Source organism: Bacillus sp. FJAT-27986, assembly GCF_001685035.1.
Lineage (GTDB): Bacteria > Bacillota > Bacilli > Bacillales > Pradoshiaceae > Pradoshia.
Window position 1 is genome coordinate 165210 of the sequence record NZ_MAYV01000015.1, and the last position, 16764, is coordinate 181973.

Annotated in this window: 17 protein-coding genes; 14 read left to right on the plus strand and 3 right to left on the minus strand. The window is 40.6% G+C overall.

The window, feature by feature from the left end; translation table 11 throughout:
• Positions 1–254: 254 nt before the first annotated feature.
• The 7 genes from A8L44_RS11725 to A8L44_RS11755 all read left to right on the plus strand — a co-directional run bounded on the left by A8L44_RS11725 (position 255) and on the right by A8L44_RS11755 (position 7794).
• Entirely contained in the window at positions 255–482 is a 228-nt protein-coding gene (locus tag A8L44_RS11725; protein WP_066106119.1) for a CsbA family protein, read from the plus strand.
• A gap of 195 nt (positions 483–677) precedes the next feature.
• Positions 678–2654 carry an excinuclease ABC subunit UvrB gene (uvrB, locus tag A8L44_RS11730; RefSeq protein WP_066106122.1) on the plus strand — a complete coding sequence of 659 codons (1977 nt, stop codon included), beginning with the start codon at positions 678–680 and terminating at the stop codon, positions 2652–2654.
• A 7-nt stretch (positions 2655–2661) separates the two neighbouring features.
• Positions 2662–5532, plus strand: coding sequence for an excinuclease ABC subunit UvrA (gene uvrA, locus A8L44_RS11735; RefSeq protein WP_066106124.1), 2871 nt, complete (start codon positions 2662–2664; stop codon positions 5530–5532).
• A 211-nt stretch (positions 5533–5743) separates the two neighbouring features.
• Complete coding sequence (locus A8L44_RS11740; RefSeq protein WP_066106127.1) at positions 5744–6067, plus strand: DUF4870 domain-containing protein; 324 nt, start codon at positions 5744–5746, stop codon at positions 6065–6067.
• Between the two features lie 34 nt (positions 6068–6101).
• A complete protein-coding gene (locus A8L44_RS11745; RefSeq protein ID WP_066106130.1) occupies positions 6102–7202 on the plus strand; it encodes a DUF4097 family beta strand repeat-containing protein in 1101 nt (366 codons plus the stop codon).
• Between the two features lie 38 nt (positions 7203–7240).
• A complete protein-coding gene (locus tag A8L44_RS11750; protein WP_066106133.1) occupies positions 7241–7453 on the plus strand; it encodes a PspC domain-containing protein in 213 nt (70 codons plus the stop codon).
• Positions 7450–7794: a phage holin family protein gene (locus tag A8L44_RS11755; RefSeq protein ID WP_066106135.1), complete on the plus strand. Its 345-nt coding sequence runs from the start codon at positions 7450–7452 to the stop codon at positions 7792–7794. The genes A8L44_RS11750 and A8L44_RS11755 overlap by 4 nt, the downstream gene beginning before the upstream one ends.
• Before the next feature lie 35 nt (positions 7795–7829).
• On the opposite strand, the gene A8L44_RS11760 is transcribed toward A8L44_RS11755, so the two are convergent.
• From A8L44_RS11760 to nagA, 3 genes are all read right to left on the minus strand, one after another.
• Entirely contained in the window at positions 7830–8528 is a 699-nt protein-coding gene (locus A8L44_RS11760; RefSeq protein WP_254654719.1) for an N-acetylmuramoyl-L-alanine amidase, read from the minus strand.
• 217 nt (positions 8529–8745) lie between these two features.
• Entirely contained in the window at positions 8746–9474 is a 729-nt protein-coding gene (gene nagB, locus A8L44_RS11765; RefSeq protein WP_066106867.1) for a glucosamine-6-phosphate deaminase, read from the minus strand.
• 11 nt (positions 9475–9485) lie between these two features.
• The gene (nagA, locus tag A8L44_RS11770; RefSeq protein WP_066106141.1) at positions 9486–10661 is read right to left on the minus strand and encodes an N-acetylglucosamine-6-phosphate deacetylase; all 1176 of its coding nucleotides are present in this window, start codon (positions 10659–10661) and stop codon (positions 9486–9488) included.
• A 156-nt stretch (positions 10662–10817) separates the two neighbouring features.
• On the opposite strand from nagA, the gene hprK reads away from it, so the two are divergent.
• The 7 genes from hprK (at position 10818) to hisG (ending at position 16760) form a co-directional block, all read left to right on the plus strand.
• On the plus strand, positions 10818–11741 hold the full coding sequence (gene hprK, locus A8L44_RS11775) for an HPr(Ser) kinase/phosphatase (RefSeq protein ID WP_066106142.1): 924 nt from the start codon (positions 10818–10820) through the stop codon (positions 11739–11741).
• Positions 11742–11762: 21 nt separating this feature from the next.
• Entirely contained in the window at positions 11763–12563 is an 801-nt protein-coding gene (gene lgt, locus A8L44_RS11780; protein WP_066106146.1) for a prolipoprotein diacylglyceryl transferase, read from the plus strand.
• A 78-nt stretch (positions 12564–12641) separates the two neighbouring features.
• A complete protein-coding gene (locus A8L44_RS11785) occupies positions 12642–13610 on the plus strand; it encodes a nucleoside recognition domain-containing protein (RefSeq protein ID WP_066106148.1) in 969 nt (322 codons plus the stop codon).
• Positions 13579–14223 (plus strand): pyrophosphatase PpaX, encoded by a 645-nt coding sequence (ppaX, locus tag A8L44_RS11790; protein WP_066106151.1) that lies wholly within the window; start codon positions 13579–13581, stop codon positions 14221–14223. The genes A8L44_RS11785 and ppaX overlap by 32 nt, the downstream gene beginning before the upstream one ends.
• On the plus strand, positions 14220–14747 hold the full coding sequence (locus tag A8L44_RS11795; RefSeq protein WP_066106154.1) for an acyltransferase: 528 nt from the start codon (positions 14220–14222) through the stop codon (positions 14745–14747). Before ppaX ends, A8L44_RS11795 begins: the two co-directional genes overlap by 4 nt.
• Positions 14748–14940: 193 nt before the next feature.
• Positions 14941–16128 carry an ATP phosphoribosyltransferase regulatory subunit gene (locus tag A8L44_RS11800; RefSeq protein WP_066106157.1) on the plus strand — a complete coding sequence of 396 codons (1188 nt, stop codon included), beginning with the start codon at positions 14941–14943 and terminating at the stop codon, positions 16126–16128.
• Positions 16125–16760 carry an ATP phosphoribosyltransferase gene (gene hisG / locus A8L44_RS11805; RefSeq protein ID WP_066106160.1) on the plus strand — a complete coding sequence of 212 codons (636 nt, stop codon included), beginning with the start codon at positions 16125–16127 and terminating at the stop codon, positions 16758–16760. The genes A8L44_RS11800 and hisG overlap by 4 nt, the downstream gene beginning before the upstream one ends.
• Positions 16761–16764: the final 4 nt, after the last annotated feature.

Below are 16764 nucleotides of genomic sequence, written 5' to 3' on the forward strand. Positions count from 1 at the left end.
ATATTAATGAATACTTGCTTCTTTATAAATTCCTTTAGATTTGGTTAACGAAACCTAATTTTGGATAAAATTTCATACATGATCCTAAAGGCCTATGGACACATTTGAAGTCAGAGGGGTGCCAAATGGAGGGCCAGTCAGCGATTAACTTAGTATCCTGCTGGATTAATCACATGAAATGTAATATATTTGTAGCTGAATAGAATTGCTGGAAAATAGCTGCGTGATTCCAGAGGAAGCAGGTGAGACCTCAGATGAAGATTTTAATAGCTCTTTTAGCTCCAGGTTTATTAGTTGTGCTCTTTTCAAGAGTGACATATAGCTGCATAGTCGGTTTGTGTTTAACGGTTGCCCTAATCGCCGCATCAGCGTATAAAGGCTATACATCATCCTGGCCTCTGATTATAATTGACGCATTTTCATTAACGGCCGGGTATTGGTATTCTCAGCGCATGATCAAAAGAACACCTAAAAGTGCATAAACAACAGACTGAGTCTTCCATATTATTGAGGAAGACTCTTTTATTTTTTTGCAGGATGGGCATAAATGATATTATTAAAGTTAAAAAAGGGAATGTTTGTTCGCTTTTTATTGGTTTGTTTATAGATGATTGTGGTAAAATATTGTTATCAAATAAAACGAGACTTGAGATGAAAATGATGAAAGGGGCTTTTGTGTGAGTAAACAATTTGAATTGGTTTCCAAGTATACTCCTCAAGGAGACCAGCCAACTGCAATTAAAGAGCTAGTGAATGGAATTAATAATGGCGTTAAGCATCAAACGCTGCTTGGCGCTACTGGAACCGGAAAAACATTCACGATTTCAAACGTGATAAAAGAGACTAATAAGCCCACCCTTATCATTGCTCATAATAAGACGCTTGCTGGACAGCTGTACAGTGAATTTAAAGAGTTCTTTCCGAATAATGCAGTCGAGTATTTTGTCAGTTACTATGACTACTATCAGCCTGAAGCGTATGTACCTCAGACTGATACCTTTATAGAAAAGGACGCCAGTATTAATGATGAGATAGATAAACTGCGCCACTCTGCAACATCTGCATTATTTGAGCGGAAGGATGTCATTATTATTGCCAGTGTGTCCTGTATTTATGGCTTGGGTTCTCCAGAAGAATACGGGGAAATGGTTTTATCCATACGAGTTGGCATGGAAATGGAGCGGAATCAGCTATTACGTAAATTGGTCGACATTCAATATGAACGAAATGATATTAACTTTCAACGCGGAGTATTTCGAGTAAGAGGAGATGTAGTAGAGATTTTTCCAGTCTCAAAGGATGAACACTGTGTACGTGTTGAATTTTTCGGCGATGAAGTGGAACGGATCAGAGAGGTGGATGCGCTGACTGGAGAAATTATCGGCGAAAGAGATCATGTAGCTATCTTCCCTGCATCCCACTTCGTTACAAGAGAAGAAAAGATGAGGATTGCTATTCAAAATATTGAGACGGAATTGGAAGAGCAGCTCACCTTTTTAAGAGGTGAAGGAAAGCTTCTCGAAGCACAGCGGTTGGAGCAAAGAACCCGTTACGATCTTGAAATGATGAGAGAAATGGGCTTTTGTTCAGGAATCGAGAACTATTCCCGACATCTGACCTTAAGGCCGCCGGGCTCTACCCCCTATACCCTTATCGATTATTTCCCTAAAGACTTTTTAATGGTTATAGATGAATCCCATGTTACAGTCCCGCAGGTTCGCGGAATGTATAATGGAGACCGCGCCCGGAAAGAGGTACTTGTCAATCATGGTTTCCGTTTGCCGTCCGCAATGGATAATAGGCCTTTGCAATTTCAGGAGTTTGAAGAACATGTCAACCAGATTGTTTATGTATCTGCTACACCGGGGCCTTATGAACAGGAGCATTCACCGGAAATGGTTGAACAGATTATCCGTCCAACAGGACTGCTGGATCCAACTATTGATGTTCGCCCGATTGAAGGTCAAATTGATGACTTGTTAGGGGAAATTAACGAGAGAATCACAAGGGATGAGCGTGTCCTAATCACTACATTGACTAAGAAAATGTCTGAGGATTTAACGGATTATTTAAAAGAGCTTGGCATCAAGGTTCAATATTTACACTCTGAGATTAAAACACTCGAACGAATCGAAATCATCAGAGATCTGCGTCTTGGAAAATATGATGTGTTGATTGGAATAAATCTACTGCGTGAAGGGATTGATATTCCGGAGGTCTCACTCGTAGCTATTCTTGATGCGGATAAAGAAGGATTCCTGCGTTCAGAACGGTCTCTTATTCAAACGGTCGGCCGTGCTGCCCGTAATTCAAACGGTCATGTTATTATGTATGCAGATAAAATAACGAATTCCATGGAAATAGCGATTTCAGAGACTAAAAGGCGCCGTGCGATTCAGGAAGAGTATAACAGGAAACATGGCATCGTTCCCAAGACGATTCAGAAGGATATTCGCGATGTCATTCGGGCCACTCATATAACGGAAGATGAAGAAGAAAAAGCTGCAAATAAATACGAGAAACTTTCCAAGAAAGAGCGTCAAAAAGTAATTGCAAATATGGAAAAAGAAATGAAGGAAGCAGCCAAAGCGCTTGATTTTGAACGTGCTGCCGAACTTAGAGATTTAATTTTAGAGTTAAAAGTGGAAGGATGAACATAGGATGGCACTTGATAAAATTGTAATTAAAGGGGCCAGGACCAATAATCTTAAGGATATTGATGTGACAATCCCCCGGGATAAGCTGGTTGTACTGACGGGTTTATCCGGTTCCGGAAAGTCCTCCCTGGCTTTTGACACAATCTATGCGGAGGGCCAGCGCCGCTATGTGGAATCTCTTTCCGCATATGCCCGGCAGTTCCTCGGCCAAATGGATAAACCGGATGTTGATTTGATTGAAGGGCTGTCTCCAGCGATATCAATTGACCAAAAGACGACAAGCCGCAATCCTCGTTCAACCGTTGCGACAGTGACAGAGATTTATGATTATATGCGTTTATTGTATGCCAGAGTCGGCAAACCAGTCTGTCCTGTGCATGGGATTGAAATTACATCTCAAACAATTGAGCAAATGGTAGACAGAATCTTGTCCTATCCAGAACGCACGAAAATGCAGATTCTGTCTCCGGTTGTAACAGGCAGAAAAGGTACCCATGTCAAAATGCTTGAAGATATTAAAAAGCAAGGGTATGTCCGTGTCCGTGTAAACGGAGAAATGTATGATTTGGATGATGATATTCGTCTGGATAAAAATAAAAAGCATACGATTGAAGTGGTCATCGACCGGGTTGTCGTGAAAGAGGGAATCAATGCCCGCTTAGCTGATTCAATTGAATCTGCACTCCGTCTGGGTGATGGTAAAGTTATCATTGATGTAATAGGCGAGGAAGAGTTGCTTTTCAGTGAGCATCATGCCTGTCCGTATTGTGGATTTTCAATTGGGGAATTGGAGCCTCGGATGTTCTCGTTCAACAGTCCATTTGGCGCCTGCCCAACATGTGATGGACTGGGCTTTAAAGTAAAAGTTGACCGGGCTGCCGTAATTCCTGACCCGGAATTAACATTAAGGGAGCATGCAATCGCTCCATGGGAACCTACCAGTTCTCAGTATTATCCTAAATTACTTGAATGTGTATGCAATCACTATGGTATAGATATGGATGTTCCAGTCTCTCAAATACCGGAAAGCCAGCTTGATAAAATTCTTTATGGCTCGGATGGGGAGAAAATCTATTTCCGTTACGAGAATGATTTCGGGCAAATACGGGAAAACAGAGTGGAATTTGAAGGCGTATTGGCTAATGTAGAACGCCGGTTTAAAGAAACAAGTTCAGATTATACACGTGATCAGATGGAAAAATATATGGCCGAGCAGGCATGTCCAACCTGTAAAGGCTATCGTCTGAAGAAGGAAACGATGGCGGTATTAATAGCAGGACAGCATATTGGCGAGATTACGGCCCTCTCTATTAAAGATGCTAACGATTTCTTTGAAAATTTGAATCTATCCGAGAAAGATATGAGTATCGGCCGTTTGATATTTAGGGAAATCAAAGAAAGGCTGGGCTTTTTGAATAATGTTGGCTTGGAATATCTGACATTAAACCGAGCAGCCGGAACACTTTCAGGGGGAGAAGCACAGCGAATCAGATTGGCTACTCAAATCGGCTCGCGCTTAACAGGTGTTTTATACATTTTGGATGAACCTTCAATTGGTCTTCATCAACGTGATAATGACCGATTGATTGCGACGCTGAAAAGTATGCGTGACATCGGGAATACGCTTATTGTGGTGGAGCATGATGAGGACACGATGCTGGCAGCGGATTATTTGATTGATGTCGGTCCTGGAGCAGGAGCGCACGGCGGTGAGATTGTCTCAGCAGGTACGCCGGAGGAAGTGATGGAGGATTCTAATTCCTTAACGGGCCAATATTTATCAGGGAAAAAATTCATTCCTTTGCCACAGGAACGCAGAAAGGGCGATGGACGATTAATTCAGATTAAAGGTGCTAAAGAGAATAATCTCAAAAATGTAAATGTATCTTTTCCGCTTGGGACATTTGTAGCTGTTACAGGAGTATCCGGATCAGGTAAAAGTACATTAGTGAATGAAATTCTCCATAAATCATTAGCTCAAAAGCTGCACAGGGCGAAAGCGAGACCAGGAAACCACCGCGAGATAAAAGGTGTGGAGGAACTGGAGAAAGTGATTGATATTGACCAATCACCAATCGGTCGTACGCCGCGATCCAATCCGGCAACCTATACAGGTGTGTTTGATGATATCAGGGATGTGTTTGCTTCCACAAATGAAGCGAAGGTCCGTGGATATAAGAAAGGCCGTTTCAGTTTCAATATTAAAGGCGGACGCTGTGAAGCATGCCGTGGAGATGGAATCATCCGAATAGAAATGCATTTCCTTCCGGATGTCTATGTTCCTTGTGAGGTTTGTCATGGAAAACGGTATAATCGGGAAACATTGGAAGTAACCTATAAAGGGAAGAATATTTCTGATATTTTAGATATGACAGTAGAAGAAGCACTTCAGTTCTTTGAAAATCATCCGAAAATCAAACGGAAGATCCAAACCATTTATGATGTTGGTCTGGGATATATTAAGATGGGTCAGCCTGCCACAACACTATCCGGCGGAGAAGCGCAAAGGGTTAAGCTGGCGAGTGAATTACACCGTCGCTCCAATGGCCGCTCACTCTATATTTTGGATGAGCCGACAACAGGACTTCATGTTGATGATATCTCGCGTCTCTTGGAAGTATTGCAGCGCTTGGTTGATAATGGCGATACAGTGCTTGTCATTGAGCATAATTTAGATGTCATTAAAGCAGCTGATTATTTAATTGATTTAGGTCCTGAAGGTGGAGAAAAAGGCGGAACCATTTTGGCTACCGGAACACCGGAGGTTATAGCGGAGACACCTGAATCTTATACAGGAAAATATTTAAAGCCCGTTCTAGAACGTGATCGGGACCGTATGAATAATAAAATCAAGGAAAAGCAAGCCGCCAGATAAAACGGCTTGCTTTTTATCCATATCCGGCGTATTTGCTTCAGAGAACTTACTCATACGTTTGCCCGTGCACCTTTAGAAAACTCATAGATTAACGATTTCTGGCCAGGGTATAATCGAAAAGTTACCATTTTCCAATTGTTGTAAGGTATTGTTGATATATAAGAAACTTTCTTTCAATTTATACGTACAATTAGGAGAGGTGTCTGTATCTATGACAACAACTAATCGATTTCTGGCTGCTCTATGTTATTTCAGTTTCTTCTTTTTAGGCTTCATCTTTCCTACGGTTATTTATTTCGTAGCTGTAGATGATTTTGAGCTAAAAGGGCATGCTAAACGAGCTTTAATCTCACATCTATTTCCATTAGTCATGGGCATTATCGTGTTCTTTGTATTTCTAACTCAGCTTGCCTCGAGTTCGGAAATAACGGCCTTGCCCTATACTGCTATACTGGCTATGTTTCTTTTCGGTTTGATTAGCTTTATTGTGATGATTTGGAACGTCATTCAGGGTATTAAACTAGTAAAGGATTGATAGGTACATACCATGGAAAAGGGAGCTGGTAAGAATGAATCAAGAGAAAAAAAGAATTTTGGAAATGGTGAAGGAAGGCTTACTTAACGCCGATGAAGCATTATTATTACTTGAGCAAATTGAAAAGAAAGACAAACTGATTAAAGAAGATGAGCAAAGGACAGAAACCAGTGAATTATCAACGGTTGTAAACCAAAGTGAATCAGAATATAAGGGGTCACCATCCAAAAAGTCTGCATCCACAATGGATAAACTATTAGGAATCGTAGACGATGTTGTTAAAAAGATAAAAGATGTAGATTTTGACCTTAATTTTGGCTCAGCGGTTGATATCGAGCATATTTATCATCATGATCATGTATCTTTGCGTAAAATAGATGTCGATCTGGCAAACGGCAGTGTCCAGTTCCTCCCATGGGATAAGGACGAGATTAGGATTGAATGCCAGGCGAAGGTGTATAGGGCAGAAAATACGACTGAAGCGAGAGAAAAACTGCTTAAAGAAGTAACTTATTCGCTTGAAGAAGGAAGACTTCGATTTGCTGCACACGACAAATCCATTAAATTACAAGCAATCATTCGTGTGCCAGACAATCGCTATGAGGAATTGAAAATTCGACTATTTAACGGAGCAATTACCGGTGAAAATGTTAAAGTCGATACGGTTATGACCAAAACGGGTAATGGGCAAATTCAATTTACGGATTTGAATGCAAGAGAAGCAGAATTTGAGACGGTCAATGGTGTTGTCAATCTTAAAGGATTTGATGTAGGCGAATTGGAAGTCGAAACGATGAATGGTGCAATCCAAATCCAGGGAGGCTTCCGAAAAGGAGATTTCCAGACGATTAATGGAAGTATTCAATGTGAACAAACCGGCCGTTATGGAGAAACGATCCGAGCTAAGGCGTCGGCAGGAAGTATTAATCTGCAAATCCCAGCAAATACTGGATGTGATGGGGAGTTAAAATCCAATCTCGGCAGTTTTAATATTGACCTGAAGGGTATTCACATCATTGAGGAAAAAAGTGATGTGGTCCAAAAGATGCTCCGATTCAAGTCAGAGGGTAATTATGAGGAATCCATTCATATTTTGGCCGAATCAAGAGCCGGTAATATTAAAATCAAACATTAATCAATACGTTAATGGATTAAAAGGAGCTGCGGGGTATTTTGAAGGAAAAAAAGCGTTTTGTCCGTTCAAGGTCAGATAAGATTGTTTCGGGTGTCCTTGGAGGAATCTCACAATATTTTGGTATGAGTTCAAAGCTTTTGCGTATCCTATTTATAATCGCGCTCATTCCAACTAGCTTTATGCTGATTATTCCCTATACGATTCTTAGCTGTTTTATGCCGAGAGAAGAAGTGAAGGAGATGGACATATGAAATGGATAGCCAAAATACTTGTTAATGCAGTCGTTTTCGTATTGCTGACACAGATATTTGAAGGTGTTCATGTAACCGGGTTTGGTGCAGCCATTATTGCAGCCATTGTATTATCCATCTTTAACGTAATTGTCAAACCAATTGTGACCATCCTAACGATACCTATAACGATCATTACGCTAGGAATATTTCTGCTCTTCATTAATACCATTGTGTTAATGATTACGGATGCAGCAATGGGAAGTGCCTTTGATATCAATGGCTTCTGGCTGACATTCCTGGTATCGATTATTCTTTCATTGGTTAATACGATTATGGAAAGTGTAATGGATGATAAATAAAGAACCTGAAGCCTGTTTACTAGGCTTCAGGTTTTTTAGCATTCTTGCTTGTCCGTTATGATGGTTGTTTCAAAACCAAGACGTTTTAGCTGTGTTGCTAAGTTGGCTGCATTCTGCTTGTCTGAAAAGGCACCTAACTGAATCTTGTACAGTATTTTTTCCGGATCTGATTTTTTGGAAGGATTGCTTAATTTCTTTTTCAATGAATAATGAGAGATGATAGATTCGGCAATTGCTTGTGCACATTTTTTTCGGTAGTGATTGCTTTTAAGCAGCTTTATTTCCTTTTCATTTGTCATAAACCCGCATTCAACCAGTACAGCTGTCATTTTTGTGGCGCTCAGCACATGAAAATCAGCCGTTTTAACTCCTCGATTTTGTAAACCGGTGGTGGCAATCAATTTATTCTGGATTTTTGTAGCGAGAGAGAGGGCTTCTTTAGGCCCTGATGTATGAATATACGTTTCAATTCCTCCTGCTTTATGCCAACCTCGATTTACGGCGGCGTTGGCATGAATTGATACATATAAATCTACATGGAGAGAATTTGCACGATTCGTTCTTTCTTGTAAAGGAACATCTACTATGTCCGAATGGGCAAAGAAAGTATTAACTTGATAGTTGGTTAATAAATCCTTTAAATATTCAGCAACACTTCGATTAAATTCATATTCCTTCATTCCATCCGGTGATGACTTTCCAGGTGTTTTATAGCCATGGCCTGCATCAATCATAATCTTCAACTTTAAAAGCCCCCTGTCCTTTTACTACCATAATATGAGGCAAGCCATCTAAATGGCCCATCTATGGTGACGTTTTAAATTAAAAGGACAGGATCTCTTGATTAAAATTGATATTATATTTCAGTCAGGCTTCATTGCTGTCAGAATGTATGTAATGGCTTCATCTAATATGCGTTATAGCACTCCATAGAATGTGGAAAGCCAATGATTAATCGAGCATAGAAGCTGCTTCTTTATCTACGATTACGGTTACTGCCGGATGCTGCTTTAGAATACTTGCTGGTAGTTGTTCTGTTAGATCACCGTGAATCAGTTTGTAGGTTGCTTCTGCCTTTGCTTCACCAGAAGAGAGCAGTATAATCTCTTTGCTTTTCATAATTGTAGAAATGCCCATTGTGATCGCTTGTTTTGGAACCTCATCCAGATGATTAAAGAAGCGGGCATTAGCTTGTCGAGTGCTTTCTTTTAATTCAATGATATGTGTCTTACTGGAAAATGGTGTTCCAGGTTCATTGAAGCCAATGTGACCATTCTTTCCGATTCCTAATACCTGAAGCTCTACATTACCAAGATTATTTATCACCGTTTCATATCGCTCACATTCCTGCATAAGGTCCTCTGCATCCCCATGTGGAAGATGAATATGATTTTGTGGGATGTCCAAGTATTTGAATAGATTATTCATCATATAGGAGTGATAGCTGTTTGGATTATCTTTTGAAAGCCCTATATATTCATCCAGGTTTACGGTATGGATTTGCTGATAGCTTGTCCCATTTTTCTGGTGATCCTCTATAAGATTTTTATAGAGACCGAGTGGGGTGCTTCCGGTAGCGAGTCCAAGGACTGCATCCGGTTTTTGCTTGATTTTGCTGATGAAAATTTCTGCTGCAATTTGGCTCATTTCATCATAATTGTCTGCTTTAATAATCCTCATAGTTGTTTGATTCATTGCTCTTCACCTCTGTAAGCTATTTTACCACGGCAGATTGTCGTGGATACATTAAAGTTTGTATCCATAATCACAAGATCTGCGTCTTTCCCAACAACAATGCTTCCTTTTTGATCATAAATATTAAGCTGTTTAGCTGGATTAACAGATGCCATTTGGACAACTTCTTGCAGTGAATATCCGGTAAAATGACATACATTTTTTATGGCATCGTTCATTTTGAGAATACTGCCTGCCAAAGTACCATCTGCAAGACGCGCTTCATCACCTGTAACGGTTACTTCCTGTCCGCCAAGATCATATTGTCCATCCGCCATTCCTTTTGCCCGCATGGCATCCGTAATAAGAATGGCCTTTTCTGTGCCTTTAACCTTGAGGGCAAGCTTTATCATTTCAGGTGATATGTGAATTCCATCCGCAATCATCTCCACGAATACCTGATCATGCAGCAAAGCTGCTCCAGCGGCACCTATGTCACGATGGTGTAAGCCGGTCATTTGATTAAATAAATGTGTAGCATTCGAAATTCCGTGTTCAATCGCCTCTGATGCCTGTTCGTATGTGGCATTAGTATGACCCATGGAGCAGATGATATTTGAATTGCGGAGATGTTTAATTAATTCCTTTGCACCAGGCTGTTCCGGAGCAAGAGTGACCAATTTGATTGCATTACCTGATGATTCGTTCCACTCCTTAAATAAATCCACGTCGGCATTCTTGATATGATGCAACGGCTGTGCTCCTGCTTTTGATGGACTGATAAATGGACCTTCTAAATGTACGCCCAGCATTTCGGTTTCTCCGGCAGGATTTCCGTTAATCTTAAAGCTTTTGATAGCTTGTAACGCTTTATTTATATTGGCAGGATCCTGTGTCATTGTTGTTGCAAGAAAAGATGTGGTTCCCTCTTTAGGCAGCTCTTTTGCCATGATTCTAAGTGCTTCTTCTGTAGAATCCATGGCATCAGCCCCGGCCGCGCCATGAATGTGGATATCAATGAAACCGGGCAGTACTAGCTGTCCCTCTTTAAGGGTGATAATTTCATCAGCGTGCTGTGGTGAGTTTTCCATAAGACCCACTTCTTTAATTTGATTATCTTTAATTAAGATATATCCGTTTTGCAGGATGGCATTCTCTTGATATATCGTTGCGTTTTGTATCAGTAGTGTCATTTCTCTTAAACCCCCAGGTAAGTTGTCCTATCCTTATGGTACTTTTAACTTTTTAGAAAAACCAGAATTATATTATTGTAATTGTATGGTTATGTAGGAAATAATGATAAAATGAAAGCACAAATTTAATAATCACTAGATCAGGGAGTGAATTTTTTGGCAAAAGTTAAAACAATCGACCTCATTGATGAATTCCAGCTTGAACTGGTTTGTGGTGAAGAAGGTGTAAATAGACCTATCACTACGAGCGATCTTTCCAGACCTGGTTTAGAAATTGCAGGTTATTTCGATTATTACCCTGCTGATCGTATTCAAATCCTTGGGATGACAGAATTATCGTTTTTCTCTAAGTTAAATGATGAAGAAAGAATTTCAAGAATGCAAATGCTATGCAGTGATATTACACCTTGTATCGTTATCACGCGTGATTTAGAGGTGCCGAAGGAATTATTGATGGCTTCTGAAAGCGTTTCTGTACCGGTTTTACGAACATCGATGAAAACGACCCGGTTTTCCAGCCGACTGACTAATTTCCTTGAAAGCAAGCTTGCTCCAACGACTGCTGTTCACGGCGTTTTGGTAGATATATATGGCGTAGGTGTCATGATTACCGGAAAGAGCGGAGTCGGAAAAAGTGAGACTGCGCTTGAACTTGTAAAAAGAGGACATCGTTTAGTTGCCGATGATTGTGTGGAAATTCGCCAGGAAGATGACGACACACTGGTCGGAAATTCACCTGAATTGATCGAGCACCTTTTGGAAATTAGAGGCGTAGGCATCATTAATGTGATGACTTTGTTTGGTGCGGGAGCAGTCAGAAGCCATAAAAGAATCTCCCTTGTCATCAATCTGGAGCTATGGGATCAGCAGAAGAATTACGATAGACTTGGTTTGGAAGAAGAAAAGGTACGAATTATTGATACGGATATCACCCGAATGAATATACCAGTTCGGCCGGGCCGAAATATTGCGGTTATTATTGAAGTGGCGGCTATGAATTTCCGTCTGAAACGAATGGGCGTTAATACAGCTCAGCAATTTACCGAAAAATTGAATGAAGCAATTGAAAAAGAAAAATAATTAGAGTAGGTGTTAGGGTAGATGAATACGATAGACCGTGTTGCCATACATATCGGTTCCATCCAGATTTACTGGTATGGAATTATTATTGGAATGGGTGTCTTTATTGGGCTTTGGCTTGCCATGCGTGAGTCAAAACACCGTGGGTTGGACAAAGATTTGTTTGTTGACCTGTTGATCTATGCAGTTCCAATCTCTATTATCAGTGCACGTATTTACTATGTTATTTTTGAGTGGTCCTATTATAAAGATCACCTCGGCGATATTTATAAAATATGGAATGGCGGAATTGCCATTCATGGAGCCTTGATTGGGGCCGTCATTACAACCATTTTCTTTGCTCGCTCCAGAAATATATCCTTCTGGAAAATTGCTGATATTGCAGCGCCATCTCTTATTCTCGCGCAGGGTATTGGCAGATGGGGTAACTTCATTAACCAGGAAGCATATGGTGATGTGGTTAGCCGCCAATTTCTTGAGAATTTAATGTTGCCCGACTTCATCATTGATCAAATGTTTATCAATGGTGCTTACCACCACCCGACTTTCTTGTACGAATCCCTTTGGAATTTCCTTGGATTTGGTTTATTGCTTCTGTTAAGAAGAGTTAATCTGCGTCAGGGTGAAATATTCCTGACATACGTAATTTGGTATTCCATCGGCCGCTACTTTATAGAGGGGATGCGAACAGATAGCCTCATGCTGTTTGGTGAATTCCGAATGGCGCAGGTCTTATCGCTTTCATTGATTATTGGTGGAATAATCCTGCTTGTTGTAAGACGGAAAATGGGATATTCAGAGAAAAAATATTTAGACATATGATGTCCATTGCTCATAACCACATCTTTAGAATTTCAGATTGCAGGTTGTACATCGTGAACAGCTAAAGGGGTGGAATTTATGAAAAAAGATACCATATCAAAAGGGATAATGGCTGGGTTAAGAACTACGTGGATGCTCGGGAAGATTATTTTTCCCGTTACATTTTTAATATCCATCTTGCAATATACACCGGTATTACCTTGGGTAATTGATTTGATAAGTCCTGCCATGGGACTGATTGGACTTCCGGGAGACGCAGCAATTCCGTTGGTACTTGGGAACTTTTTGAATCTCTATGCCGGGATTGGGGGCATATTGGCACTTGATTCTTTAACTGTTAAAGAAGTATTTATTATTGCCGTAATGCTTTCCTTTTCCCATAATCTCTTTATTGAAACCGGTGTTGCGTTAAAGGTAGGAGTTAAACTATGGGTTGTCCTGCTCACGCGTATTGGGCTAGCGCTATTATCAGCCATTGTCATTCATTTAGTATGGCAGGGCGGATCAGAGAGAATATATTATGGGATCAGCGGGAATGAGGAAGTAGTATCAGGCTTCATGCCTGTATTATTGCTGGCATTGGAAAAAGCAGCTTATGGAACATTGAAGCTGGCATTGATCGTTATCCCATTGATGCTAGTTATCCAAATTATGAAGGATCTTAATTGGCTAAATAAGTTTTCGGACTGGATGAAGCCTATCACTAGGATGCTGGGGATGAAAGAAAACACATCCATGACTTTGGTTGCGGGCTTGGTCATTGGTCTGGCTTATGGAGCGGGAGTTATGCTTGATGCCGTTCGTGAAGATGGGGTTAGTAAAAAGGATATTACGATCGCCTTTATCTTTCTAATCGCCTGCCATGCAGTGGTGGAGGATACGGTCATTTTTATCCCTCTTGGCGTGCCAGTTCTGCCCCTGCTGCTCATCCGTTTGGTGACAGCCATTCTTTTAGCCGTAACAATTGCATTTATATGGAAAAAGGTAGAATTAAGAAAGAGGAAGGACGAACAGCGTGAAGCAGAAAATCACAACATTACTATTTGATTTAGATGGAACATTAATTGATACGAATGAACTAATTATTGCTTCATTTTTACATACATTTGATCATTACTATCCAGGCCAATATTCACGTGAGGACGTCTACCAATTTATTGGTCCCTCCCTGGCTGAAACCTTTGGAGGCTTGGACGCTGAGCGTAAGGATGAGATGATTGCTTTTTACCGCGAACACAATTTTGCCAATCATGACTTGCTTGTTCGTGAATATGAAGGTGTATATGAGACGATTGAAATACTTAAAAAAAGTGGATATAAAGTCGGTATTGTGACAACTAAAATGCGCAATGCTGTTAAGATGGGCTTGATTAAAGGCCGCCTTGAATCCTTTTTTGATGTTGTTGTCACACTTGATGATGTTCAAATGCCAAAGCCAGATCCGGAGCCAATCCAGTTAGCGTTGAAATTAATCGGATCTGAGCCTTCTGAAACGATTATGGTTGGAGACAATAGCCATGATGTTTTGGCTGGGAAAAACGCTGGAACGAAGACAGCGGGCGTTGCCTGGACAATCAAGGGAAGAGAGTATCTTGAGCAATTCAAGCCGGATTATATGCTTGAAAATATGCGCGATCTCTTAACGATTGTAAAGCAATGAGAAGAACAAAGCGTTATCCGGTAAAAGGCGATGGCAATTCCCTTTGGTATGTTTATAAAACCGTTCCCTTTTGGAAGGTTGTTCGCAATTTTATCGTTATACAGCTTGCGAGATATACACCTTTTTTAAGCATGAAAAATTGGCTTTATCGGACTTTTTTAGGAATGAAGGTTGGGCAGAAGACCTCCTTTGCCTTAATGGTTATGCTTGACGTTATGTTTCCAGAAAAAATATCCGTTGGACGTAACTCGGTGATTGGCTATAATACAACGATTCTCGCGCACGAATACTTAATAAACGAATACCGTTTAGGGAGTGTAATTATTGGTGATGAGGTGTTGATTGGTGCCAACTCTACTCTGTTGCCCGGAATTGAAATAGGTGATGGTGCGATTGTTTCGGCAGGGACCCTCGTTCATAAGGATGTTCCGGCAGGGGCCTTTGTAGGAGGTAATCCGATGAAAATCATCTATAGTGCGGAAGAAATGAAAATTAGAATCAAGGAAGATGATTTCTTTCGGTAAAAGAGGAACCCCGTTCATTAGAGCGGGGTTTTTAATTGTGTAATTTGCAGGCCTAATGATAGATTGGTGGAAAGGAATATCCATATCACTTGACGTTATTTGGAAGGAACGATACACTTTAACTTAACTTCATCATATTAGCATATTAGCGAACTAAAGTATTCTAAAAACTTATAATAAAGGACTGTTAATTATGCCGGATTTATTTATGTTTGAAAAGCCCTTGGGCATGCGTGACACATTGCCGGATTTATATAAGATAAAACAATCCATGAAACAAAGGATGATGGATCAAACGGTTCAATACGGATATCGTTTTTTGGAAACTTCATCACTCGAATATTATGAGACGGTCGGTAAGGTATCTGCTATCCGTGATGTTCATTTATTCAAGTTATTAGATAAAGATGGTCATAGTTTAGTGTTGCGACCGGATATGACCTCGCCTATTGCTAGGGTTGCTTCTTCCCATCTATTGAAGGAAGGGAATCCCGAGCGGCTCGCCTATAGTGCAAATGTGTTCAGAGCACAGGAAAAAGAGGGAGGACGTCCAGCAGAATTTGAGCAATTTGGGATTGAATTGATAGGGGATCGTACCCTTTCGGCTGATGCTGAAGTGCTTTGTCTTCTGTCTGATGTTTTAAAATGTGCTGGTTTGGAAAGATTCCATATTACGCTTGGTCATATTGGCTTTGTACAGGATTTACTCCTTCATTTTGGCGGTTGCGCAGAAACTGCAGGGATTATGAGGAAATTCCTGTTTGAAAAAAACTATGTTGGTTTTAAACAGTATGTGAACCAATTGCCAATCTCATTAAAGGATAAAGAGACTCTGTTTCAGCTTCTTGATTTAAAAGGGGGCCGCGAGATTCTGGAAATGGCTGAAAAACTGACAAATGGGCAGCTTGGTCAGCATGCGGTTAAAGAGTTGAAAAAATTGGCCGATATCCTTCTTTTAACAGATCATACAGAAATGATTACGTATGATTTATCACTTGTCAGCCATATGGATTATTATACAGGTATTTTGTTTGAAGTATCTGGGGAAAATGTAGGCTTTCCACTTGGAAATGGAGGAAGATACAACGAGCTATATAAACAGTTCGGGACAGATGCTCCTGCCACAGGATTTGGTTTACGTTTAGACCGTATACTGGAGGCGCTCGATTCAGGAGTTGAAGAAGAGCCGCCCCTTTGCATCATTTATCACCCTGTACAGCAACAGAAAGCGATAAGCCGGGCAACGGAGCTGCGACAATCCGGCATGCGTGTGGTTTTACAAAATGTGAATGGAATAAAGGATGTAAATACATTTACAAATCATTTTCCGAATATTGAATTTATGATTGACATGACAGATGGATCAGGGGGAGAGGGATAATGGAACAATTAACGATTGCCATGCCAAAGGGACGGATTTTGGATGAAGCAGTGGAATTATTAAGAAAAGCAGATTATCAGATTCCTCCTGATTTTGACGATACTAGAAAATTGATCATTCATGTAGAGAATGAAAATCTTCGTTTTATCCTGGCTAAACCAATGGATGTTCCCACTTATGTCGAGCATGGTGTGGCTGATGTAGGGATTGCCGGTAAAGACGTTCTGATGGAAGAAGCACGTGATGTGTATGAATTGTTGGATTTAGAAATAAGTGAATGCCATTTAGCAGTGGCAGGCATGCCGAATACAGAAATGAACAAGATTGCTCCGAAGATTGCCAGTAAATACCCAAATATCGCTTCCCAATATTTTCGTGAGCAGGGTGAACAGGTTGAAATTATTAAGTTAAACGGGTCCATTGAGCTGGCTCCCATGATCGGCCTTGCTGATCGAATCGTTGATATTGTATCGACCGGACAAACTTTACGTGACAATGGACTGGTAGAGTATGCAGCAATCCAGAATGTGACATCACGATTTATTGCAAATCCGGTAAGTTATCGAATGAAGGAAAAAGAAATCGCTGAAATGGTAACTCGACTGGGGAAGGTTTTGCAGCCGAAGGAATAATTGG

Bases quoted from the DNA above. Each gene is read 5' to 3' on its own strand.
- A8L44_RS11725 (WP_066106119.1), top strand. From the start codon at position 255: ATGAAGATTTTAATAGCTCTTTTAGCTCCAGGTTTATTAGTTGTGCTC.
- uvrA (WP_066106124.1), top strand. From the start codon at position 2,662: ATGGCACTTGATAAAATTGTAATTAAAGGGGCCAGGACCAATAATCTT.
- A8L44_RS11740 (WP_066106127.1), top strand. From the start codon at position 5,744: ATGACAACAACTAATCGATTTCTGGCTGCTCTATGTTATTTCAGTTTC.
- A8L44_RS11745 (WP_066106130.1), top strand. From the start codon at position 6,102: ATGAATCAAGAGAAAAAAAGAATTTTGGAAATGGTGAAGGAAGGCTTA.
- A8L44_RS11755 (WP_066106135.1), top strand. From the start codon at position 7,450: ATGAAATGGATAGCCAAAATACTTGTTAATGCAGTCGTTTTCGTATTG.
- A8L44_RS11760 (WP_254654719.1), bottom strand. From the start codon at position 8,528: ATGATTGATGCAGGCCATGGCTATAAAACACCTGGAAAGTCATCACCG.
- nagB (WP_066106867.1), bottom strand. From the start codon at position 9,474: ATGAGGATTATTAAAGCAGACAATTATGATGAAATGAGCCAAATTGCA.
- nagA (WP_066106141.1), bottom strand. From the start codon at position 10,661: ATGACACTACTGATACAAAACGCAACGATATATCAAGAGAATGCCATC.
- lgt (WP_066106146.1), top strand. From the start codon at position 11,763: ATGAATACGATAGACCGTGTTGCCATACATATCGGTTCCATCCAGATT.
- A8L44_RS11785 (WP_066106148.1), top strand. From the start codon at position 12,642: ATGAAAAAAGATACCATATCAAAAGGGATAATGGCTGGGTTAAGAACT.
- A8L44_RS11795 (WP_066106154.1), top strand. From the start codon at position 14,220: ATGAGAAGAACAAAGCGTTATCCGGTAAAAGGCGATGGCAATTCCCTT.
- A8L44_RS11800 (WP_066106157.1), top strand. From the start codon at position 14,941: ATGCCGGATTTATTTATGTTTGAAAAGCCCTTGGGCATGCGTGACACA.